3 protein-coding genes are annotated in these 6,000 nt (G+C 65.0%); all 3 read right to left on the bottom strand.

Features of this window, described 5'->3' with window-relative positions:
• Nucleotides 1-89: 89 nt before the first annotated feature.
• Nucleotides 90-2,870 carry a DNA polymerase I gene (polA, locus tag ABWP09_RS00720; RefSeq protein ID WP_353203250.1) on the bottom strand — a complete coding sequence of 927 codons (2,781 nt, stop codon included), beginning with the start codon at nt 2,868-2,870 and terminating at the stop codon, nt 90-92.
• A 204-nt stretch (nt 2,871-3,074) separates the two neighbouring features.
• Nucleotides 3,075-4,175, bottom strand: coding sequence for a serine hydrolase (locus ABWP09_RS00715; protein WP_353203249.1), 1,101 nt, complete (start codon nt 4,173-4,175; stop codon nt 3,075-3,077).
• Nucleotides 4,176-4,331: 156 nt separating this feature from the next.
• Complete coding sequence (nadB, locus tag ABWP09_RS00710; RefSeq protein ID WP_353203248.1) at nt 4,332-5,912, bottom strand: L-aspartate oxidase; 1,581 nt, start codon at nt 5,910-5,912, stop codon at nt 4,332-4,334.
• Between the last annotated feature and the right edge of the window lie 88 nt (nt 5,913-6,000).

The raw sequence follows: 6,000 nt of genomic DNA, 5'->3' as shown, positions 1-6,000 counted from the left end.
ATTGGTCCGCCCACCCTTGGCGAGTGCGTCGATTTCCTCCGTCGTCCGTCCGTCGATGGCCCCCGCCCCCGCTTTTGTCTCAGCGCTGCTCAATGCGCCGCGCCCCAGCTTACACCCGTGCCGATCTCGATCCCCAGCGGCACGTCGAGCACGATTGCCGGTTCGGCCGCGGTCGCCATCACACGTTCGATCACCGGGCCTGCCGCCGCCACATCCCCTCCGGGCAGCTCGAACACCAATTCGTCATGCACTTGCAGCAGCATCCGCACATGGCCAAGGTCCGCCTCGGCCAGCGCCGGACCCATCCGCACCATCGCGCGCTTGATGATGTCGGCGGATGTCCCCTGGATCGGCGCGTTGATCGCGGCGCGTTCGGCACCCTGTCGCTCGTGCTGCAGCTTGGAATTGATCCGCGGGAAATGGCATTTGCGCCCGAACAATGTGGTGGTGAAACCACTCTCGCGCACTTCCTCGGTCGTCCGCGCAATGTAATTGCGGATGCCGGGGAAGCGTTCGAAATAGCGGTCGATCATCGCCTGCGCTTCATCCGCCGTCACATCGAGCCGCCCGGCCAGGCCCCAGCGGCTGATCCCATACAGGATCGCGAAGTTGATCGTCTTGGCGCGCCCGCGCGTGTCGCGATTGACCTCGCCGAACAATTCCTGCGCGGTCAGGCTGTGAATGTCCGCCCCGTCGGCAAACGCCTGTTTGAGCGCGGGCACGTCGGCCATATGCGCCGCGAGCCGGAGTTCGATCTGGCTGTAATCAGCGGCGAGCAGGACATTGCCCGGCTCCGCCACAAAGGCATCGCGGATCTGACGGCCGATCTCGGTGCGGATCGGGATGTTCTGCAGATTCGGGTCGGTCGAGGACAACCGCCCGGTCTGCGCGCCGGTCAGACTGTACGAAGTGTGCACGCGCCCCGTTGCGGGGTTGATCTGCGCTTGCAGCGCATCGGTATAGGTCGATTTCAGTTTCGACAATTGCCGCCAGTCAAGCACTTTCGCGGCGATGTCCTTGCCCGGCGAATCCTTGTCGGCGGCGATCCGTTCGAGCTCGGTCACATCGGTCGAATAGACCCCCGATTTGCCCTTGCGCCCACCCTTGATCCCCATCCGCTCGAACAGCACATCGCCCAATTGCTTGGGGCTGCCGATCGTGAAAGCACCGCCTGCCAGCGCGTGAATCTCGACCTCGAGCCCGCCCATCTGGTGCGCGAATTCGGTCGATAGCCGGGCGAGCTGCGCCGCATCGACCTTGATCCCGTGCATCTCCATTTGCGCGATGACGGCAGCCAACGGGCGATCGACCATTTCATAGACGCGCGTGGCCTGCTCGGCCGCGAGCCGTGGCTTGAAGCGCCGCCACAGCCGGAGCGTCACATCGGCATCCTCGGCGGCATAGCGCGTTGCGGCCACCAGATCGATTTCGTTGAAAGTCCGCTGCGCCTTGCCGGTGCCGACCACGTCCTTGAACGCGATGCAGCTGTGCGACAAATGCGTCGCCGCGAGTTCGTCCATGCCGTGTCCGTGGAGTCCTGCGTCGAGATCGAAGCTCATCAGGATCGTGTCGTCGATCGGCGCGATCTGCACGCCGCCGCTTGCGGCATAAGCGCGCGCGAGCACGATCATGTCATATTTCAGATTGTGCCCGATCTTGAGCACCGCCGCCTCCTCGAGCAGCGGCTTGAGCTTGGCCAGCGCCACCGCCCGGTCGAGCTGCGGCGGGGTTTCCGCAAACAAGCCCGATCCACCATGCCCGAGCGGCACATAGCAAGCGTGATTGGGATGCAGCGCCATACTCACGCCGACCAGTTCCGCGCGCGTCGCGTCGATCCCGGTCGTCTCGGTATCGATCGCGATCCAGCCCTGGTGTCGCGCGCCAGCGATCCAGCGATCGAGCGCGGCTTCGTCGATGACCGTCTCATAGCCATCATGGTCGCACGGCGGGTCCTCGACCACGGGCGTGATCTTGGTCGGCGCGTGCGGCGTGACCGGCGCATCGGCGACCGCCGACAATTTGGCGAGCAGCGACTTGAAGCCGTGATGTTCGAGGAAGGCGCGCAAGGGGGCATCGGGAATGCCCTTCAACTCGAAATCCTCGAGCGGCTCGGGCAGCGGCTCATCGCCTTTGAGCGTGACCAGCACCTTGGACAGCCGCGCATTGTCGGCTTGCGCGATCAGATTGTCGCGCAATTTGCCGGGCTTCATCGCCGGGGCGGCAGCCAGCACGCTTTCGAGATCGCCATGTTCGAGGATCAGCTTGGCCGCGGTCTTTGGGCCAACGCCGGTGACGCCCGGCACATTATCGGCCGTATCACCCATCAGCGCGAGGACATCGCCCAATTGCGTCGGCGCGATGCCGAAAAATTTCTCGGCGACATGCTCCGCGCCCAGCCGCCGGTTGTTCATCGTGTCGTACAGGTCGAGTCCGGGCTCGATCAACTGCATCAAATCCTTGTCCGCCGACACGATCGTCACCGCCCACCCCTGCGCCAACGCGGCCTTGGCATAGCACGCGATAATATCGTCGGCCTCCAGGCCCTCGGTCTCGATGCACGGCAGCGAAAAGGCGCGCGTCGCATCGCGGATCATCGGGAATTGCGGGATCAAATCTTCGGGCGCGGGCGGGCGGTGCGCCTTATACTGGTCGTAGAGATCGTTGCGGAAGGTCTTCGACGCTTTGTCGAGGATCACCGCCATATGCGTCGGCCCGTCGGCCTTGTGGAGTTCGTCGGCGAGCTTCCACAGCATCGTGGTATAGCCGTAAACGGCCCCGACCGGCTCGCCATGCACGTTGGTCAGCGGGGGGAGGCGGTGATAGGCGCGGAAGATATAACCCGAGCCATCGACAAGATAGAGATGCGGCATTGGCGGGAGATAGCAGCGCGGGGCGCATTGCCCAAGCCCGAGTTGCGCGCGTCCTAAAGCGCGCTGCGCCTGAACCTCGGCACCGTTCGGGCTGAGCCTGTCGAAGCCCCGCGTGCCACAATCGGTGCAGGACCTGTGGCACGCTGCCCTTCGACAAGCTCAGGGCGAACGGGTTAGGGTATCCGCTATCAAACGGACGATACTCTAACCGTGATTCGCCACCACGCTCGCCACCACCGCCTGCATCAGCGCCTGGCGGGCGGGAATGGATTTGGGTGTGTCGCCGATCATCACCGCGATCGCGTAAGATTTTCCGTCGGGTGCGATCAGCAGGCCGACATCGTTATAGCCCGCGGTACGCCCGCCCAGATCTTGGCCCGTGCCGGTCTTGTGCCCGAAGCTCCAGCCCGGCGGCACCGCGCCGCGCATCCGCTGCTTGCCAGTATGTGAGGATTCCATCGTCCCGATCAGATAGTCGCTCGAGACTTTCGACAACAGATCGCCTCGCTTCAACCGCGCCAGCGCATTGGCGATCGCGATCGGGGCCGCGCCGTCGGGCGGATCGGACACATAGCGTTCGAACGCCGCGATCCGATCGAGCGTCGGCAGCTTCGCGCGGGCACGGGTAAAGGCGTTGCCGAGCGCAAAATCGGGCTTCCAGATGAGGCCCGCCGTCTGCGCCTGCAACAGCCGTTCGCCCGGGCCGAAGCGGATATTGTCCAGCGCTTTACGCTGCAGGAAATCACGCACCGCGCCCGGGCCGCCGACAAAGCGCAGCAGCCGGTCATTGGCGGTATTGTCGCTCATCGTCAGCGCGCGTTGCAGCAATTCGCCGACCGTCGTCTGATAGCCATCCTCGCCCTTGACCAAAGCCGCGATCGGCTGGTGGAACAGCGTCAGATCCTCGCGTCGCACCGTCACTGGGTCATCGAGCCGCAACCGCCCGGCGTCACGCAGATCGAGCACGGTCATCGCGACCCACAATTTGCTGACGCTTTGCTGCGGCAAGCGCTGCGCGCCATTGCTGTCGACGCACCAGCCCTGATCGATGCTGCGCACCGCGACGCCGACGCGCCCGTCAAAGTCGCGCACCAGCGTCGCGACATTGGCGGCGAGCGCCGAGGGCGCGCTGACGACCCGCGGCGCGGGGGGTGGAGGCGCGCGGACCGGTAGCGGGACGCTCGGCGGCGGCGGGGCAGTCGCGACGGGCACATGCGCATCGCGAACACAGGAGGCGAGCGTAATGCTCAGCAGCAGCGCGGCGAGCCGCTTGGGAAATCGATCGGGAAAAATCTGCGCCACCATTGCTTGCCCCGTGCCTGAACCCCCGTATCTCCTGACAGGAGCATAAGAGGGTTGAGAAGTCCCGCACGTGCAAGCATGAGATGAGGCGAAGGTGACACAGGATGGGACGATCGTTCGCGCCCGATTTGCTATGGCATTGATCTCAAGTGGGCTTTTTTACGGCACCAAAATGGTATCGCGCGCCTCGGGCAGCAAATCGGGATAGTCGAGCGTGTAATGCAGCCCGCGGGATTCATGCCGCGCCAGCGCCGAGCGCACGATCAGCTCGGCGGTCTGGAGCAAATTGCGCAGCTCGATCAGATCGGGCGTCACGCGGAAATGGCCGTAATAATCGTTCACTTCCTCGGTCAGCAGGCGGATGCGGTGCTGCGCGCGTTCGAGTCGCTTGGTGGTGCGCACGATCCCGACATAATTCCACATGAAGCGGCGGATTTCGGTCCAGTTCTGCTTGATCACGACCTCTTCGTCCGAATCGCTCACGCGGCTTTCATCCCACGGGCGGATCGGCGGGGGCGCGGGCAAATCATCCCAATGCGCGGCGATATGCGCCGCGCAGGCTTCGCCGAACACGAAACATTCGAGCAGCGAATTGGACGCCAGCCGGTTCGCGCCGTGCAGCCCGCTCTCGCTGCATTCGCCCGCGGCATAGAGGCCCGGCAAATCGGTGCGGCCGTCGAGGTCGATCACCACCCCGCCGCAGGTGTAATGCTGCGCCGGCACGACCGGGATCGGGTCCTTGGTCATGTCGATCCCCAGGCCCATCAGCTTTTCGTAAATGTTGGGGAAATGCTCGCGGATGAACGCCTCGCCTTTATGGCTGATGTCGAGATGGACGTAATCGAGCCCGAGGCGCTTGATCTCATGGTCGATCGCGCGCGCCACCACGTCGCGCGGCGCGAGTTCGAGCCGGGGATCGAAATCGGGCATGAAGCGATAGCCCGTTTCGGGGATGAGCAAATGCCCGCCCTCGCCGCGCACCGCCTCGGTGATCAGGAAATTCTTGACGTCGAGATTGTAGAGGCAGGTCGGGTGGAATTGCATCATCTCCATGTTCGAGACGCGCGCGCCCGCGCGCCATGCCATCGCGATGCCGTCGCCGGTCGCACCACGCGGTGCGGTCGAGAAGAGATAGGTGCGGCCAGCGCCGCCGGTGGCGAGGATCGTCGCGCGCGCGGTGTACAGCTCGACCCGGCCGGTCGCGCGGTTGACGGCATAGACGCCCCAGACATTGCCCGCGCCCGAATAGCGTTCCTCGTGGCGGCTGGTGGCGAGGTCGATCGCGACCATGTCGGGGACGAGCGTGATGTTCGGGTGATCGGTCGCGGCGCGCTGTAGCGCCTCCTGCACCGCCCAGCCGGTCGCATCGGCGACGTGCACGATCCGGCGGTGTGAATGGCCGCCTTCGCGGGTAAGGTGGAGCGCATTCCCCTCTGTGGCGAAGGGCACGCCCAATTCTTCAAGCCGCGCGATCGCGGCGGGGGCCTGGCTCACCACGAACTCCACGGTCGCACGGTCGTTGAGGCCCGCGCCCGCGATCATCGTGTCTTCGATATGGCTCTCGAACGTATCGCCTTCCTCAAGCACGGCGGCGATCCCGCCTTGCGCCCAGGCGGTCGAGCCTTCGTTCATCGCACCCTTGGCGAGCACGGTGACCTTGAAGCGATCGGCGAGGTTGAGCGCGGCGGTCAGCCCGGCCGCGCCGGAGCCGATGATGAGGACGTCGGAGATGTGGGTCATCGTGCTCCGCTCCCTGGAAGGGCGGGGCTGGGGGTGGGTTGGTTTGGGGCGGGCGTTGGGTCACCACTCGGGCCGACCCACCCCCGGC

Origin of the sequence: Sphingomonas sp. (genome assembly GCF_040398505.1) — a bacterium.
In the GTDB taxonomy this organism is placed as follows: Bacteria; Pseudomonadota; Alphaproteobacteria; order Sphingomonadales; family Sphingomonadaceae; genus Sphingomonas.
Note: the sequence above shows the minus strand (reverse complement) of the source record. Positions and strands in the feature narration are given on the sequence as shown.